This is a genomic window from Geomonas sp., from assembly GCF_035254065.1.
In the GTDB taxonomy this organism is placed as follows: domain Bacteria; phylum Desulfobacterota; class Desulfuromonadia; order Geobacterales; family Geobacteraceae; genus Geomonas.
Genome location: NZ_DATFBA010000282.1, coordinates 1 through 3,459, shown reverse-complemented (window position 1 = coordinate 3,459; position 3,459 = coordinate 1). Strand labels below are relative to the sequence as shown.

General features: G+C 59.9%; 4 protein-coding genes. All 4 read right to left on the bottom strand.

Translation table 11 applies throughout. The annotated features are described in order from the left end of the window. Window positions 1-316: 316 nt before the first annotated feature. Entirely contained in the window at window positions 317-664 is a 348-nt protein-coding gene (locus VJ604_RS13045) for a DUF488 domain-containing protein (RefSeq protein ID WP_324083195.1), read from the bottom strand. 69 nt (window positions 665-733) lie between these two features. Further along, window positions 734-1,576 (bottom strand): DUF302 domain-containing protein, encoded by an 843-nt coding sequence (locus VJ604_RS13040; RefSeq protein ID WP_324083193.1) that lies wholly within the window; start codon window positions 1,574-1,576, stop codon window positions 734-736. A 155-nt stretch (window positions 1,577-1,731) separates the two neighbouring features. Next, entirely contained in the window at window positions 1,732-2,490 is a 759-nt protein-coding gene (locus tag VJ604_RS13035) for an MlaA family lipoprotein (protein WP_324083191.1), read from the bottom strand. Window positions 2,491-2,506: 16 nt separating this feature from the next. After that, the coding region (locus tag VJ604_RS13030) for an alpha/beta hydrolase (protein WP_324083189.1) at window positions 2,507-3,459 on the bottom strand (953 nt) is incomplete at its 5' end.

Below are 3,459 nucleotides of genomic sequence, written 5' to 3'. Positions count from 1 at the left end.
GTGGCGTCCTGCAAAAGCGTCTGATCGATCTTCAAGGCGATATCCTGGCCGGGAACCAGCTTCCCCTCGACCAGGTGGGCTTCCAGAATTTTAGTTGCCAGATTGCGTCCCATTGCGATCTCCCCTTTAGCTCATGGTAAGAAGCGGTGACAGAACGGCCGGGCGTCTCGGCAAAGGATGAGGCGTCGGGCCCCCCTTGCATTCATTATAGCGATTACGCACCGCTCTATGTCAGCACTTCCTGTCCACCGCCTTACCGATAGGGGCTTCGAGGCGACCGGGCCTGCAACTCGCTCCACCACGCGCCGGTTCCGGTTCACCGTTTCTTCTCGAGCAATTCCTTGAGCACCACCGCGTTGTTGTGCTCCTCGTCGTGAGCGGCAAAGACAAGGGTCACCGTCTCGTGCGCTGCGAGCTTCCTCAGCTCGTCGATCAGCTCACGCTGCGCCGTCAGCTCCTCGCGGTAGCGCAGGCGGAACTCCTGCCACTTTTCCGGGTCGTGCCCGAACCAGTGTCTGAGTTCGTCGCTGGGGGCGATCTCCTTGAGCCAGCGCTCCACCCGCGCCCGCTCCTTGCTGAGCCCACGCGGCCAAAGCCGGTCCACCAGCAGCCGAACCCCGTCCTGCAGGGCCGGCTCTTCATATACGCGCTTGATCTTGATCATGACGATTAGTTGCAGGCGGGCGAGCCCATGCAGGGCCCGGGCCGGGTCCCTCCTCGGGGGCAAACAGCATCACAGGGCGGCCAGAACTCTTTGCATGCTCTGCCTGACCGTTTCCGCCAGCTCCACCAGCTGCGGATTGCCGACCAGGGCCATGGCCGCCACGGGATCCATGATCATGACCACGGTCCGGAACTCGGTGATCGAGTAGAGCACCACGTTGCAAGGGAGCAGGGTTCCGATGTTGAGGTCGACGCCGACGGCCTGGTAGGCAAGCCCGGGATTGCAGGCCCCCAGGATGAGGTAGTTTCTGAACTCCTTGTGCAGCTTCTCCCTGAACTTCTCCTTCATATCGATCTCGGAGACGATGCCGAAGCCCTCCTTGGCCAGTTCCTCGTGAACCTTTCTCACGGCATCGCCAAAGGGAAGCGAGACGGTGAGGCCGAAGCCGTAGGGGGTACTCAAGGGGAGCGAAGCCTCCTTTTCCATCGCCTCCGCCCGCTGCTTGATGGCGAGCACCTCGCTCTGGATCTGGTCGGGGATGGCGGTCTGGATCAGATGCTCTGCCCGTTCGTCTTTGGGGACCCAGTCCACCTCGATGGTCAGCAGCTGTGGAGCTACCGGACTTTGCACCGAGGAAGGGACCACACGGTTGACCACCCGGCCGGTGAAGAGGGGGTGCTCCAGCAGGAAGTAATGCACCTCTCCGTGCGCCCGGTCGATAACCACCTTCTCCTTTATGAGCATCCCCTCGCCCTTCACCTCGCGCAGCAGCCCGTTGCCGTAATGTTGCAGGATCCGGGAATGGACTACGCCGGGCAGGTAGATCTGCGGCTGTTCGACTTTCTCTACCAGCAGCTTCCAGACGGTATCCAGTGCGGCGTGGACCTCACAGCTGTAGGTGATCTTGCGCATGGTCTCGCACCTCCCCTCTCTCGTTTCTCAGCGTCACGCCGCCTTTCCCGGGAAAACCCCGGGATTATCTACAATGGATAACTTTACCCGATTGCAGGTGCTCGGCAACGGGAGGGGATTCTTTTTCATGTGAAAAACAAGAGGAAGCAGCATCATCACTTCTCGGTGGCCGGCTTGCCCGATTCGAGTTCGCGCTTCTCATGATAGACGAAACGGACCAGTTCGTACTCGAAGGGGTACCCCCCGTCGTAGTAACGGAACGGTTGCTGGTGACGGGTGTCGATCGCCTCCAGCACCTCTACGCCGGTGGTGATGGTGAACCTGTCGTCCGAGTTGGGGATGGTCGCGTTATAGATGCCGTACCTGATGGCGCCATCGGCAACCAGCCCGCCGGTGTCACGTGCCGAGGAGGGACCGAACACCGGCAGCACCAGGTAGGGGCCGGAGCCCACCCCCCAGTATCCCAGGGTCTTGCCGAAGTCCTCCGGGTGTTTCTCCAGCCCCCATTTGGTGGCGGGGTCGAAGAGCCCTCCCAGCCCGAGGGTGCTGTTGGTCAGGAACCTGCCCAGGGCAATGCCGGCTTCCTTACCTTTCAGCTGGAAGATGCTGTTGGTCAGGTTCCTGATTTCCGAGAGGTTGTCGAAGAAATGGGATACCCGGTCCTGCACGAAAACGGGGGTGATGAACTCGTAGCCATGGACCACCGGCAGGAAGAGGTAGCTGTCGAAGTAGTAGTTGAACCGGTACATGTTGCGGTTGAACGACTCCCAGGGGTCGGAGACATAGGCGACCGGCTGGTCCCGGAACTCGTTCACCGTGTGGCGGGGAGGGACTTCCGGCGGCAGATTGGGGTTGGTGGTGGCGCACCCCGACAGCGACAGCAACAGGAGCACGGCGAGGATGGTTCGTTTCATGACGGCATCCTCCTGGTCATCGGAAAAAGGAGACCATGTAGTCGAGGTTTTCGCGGTACTCGAGATTGCCCAGGTGTCCCCCTCGCGGGTAGACCTTGGCGCGGGAGCCGAACAGCTCCCGCAGGTAGTCAATGTCGCCGGCCCCCAGGATGGGATCATCCTGGTTCAGCATTACGCCGAATTTTGGCGAAACCACCAGGTACTTTTCGATGCTCTTCAGGCTCTGGGCCTCGATCAGTTGCTCCTTGGTGAGGCCGGGATGTCTCGTCAGGTAATAGGGATAGAAATACTCGTTGAAGTAGTCGAAGAAGCTCAGGTGCAAGGAGACCAGGAAGTAGTCGTAAAGCGGATCACTCTGTGAAAGCACCCGATTCTTGGGGACCACGTAGCCGCTGTTGTTCATCACGTCGGAGGCGAATATCATGCCGGCCAGGTAGAGCCGGAAAGTGAGGCCGACCAAGCCGCCGGTTTCTTCGTGAGTGAACAGGCGCTCGCGGTACATGCTGTAGAGGAAGTTGTCGTTCACCGCCACGAAATTGCCGTAACGGTAGAACTCGCTGAATTTGGTGAGCATCCGGTTGAAGAAGACCCCTTCCTTTTTGGGCCCGCCTGGTATCTGCTGCAGGAGGTCCTCGATCCTCTCCAGTGACGTGTACAGGCTCACCGAAGGGTTGATCATCATCACCTTTCGGAAATTGAAGACCTTCCTCTGCTCGTCAAGCATGGCCACGAAGGCCGCATCGTTGCCTCCCAGGCTATAGCCGCAGAGGTGGAACGAGGAGACCTCGATGTCGTCTTTCACCTCCCGCCAGGCCACCTCCATCACCCGGTAGAGGTCGGAGGCATCTTGAGTGAGATCGCCGGGGACACAGGTCTGGGAGGCGGAAACGATGAAGTTGGCGGTGGAGGGTGACGGCAAGGCGATGACATGGAAGCCGGCGGAATAAAAAGCCTTGACCATGGTAACCA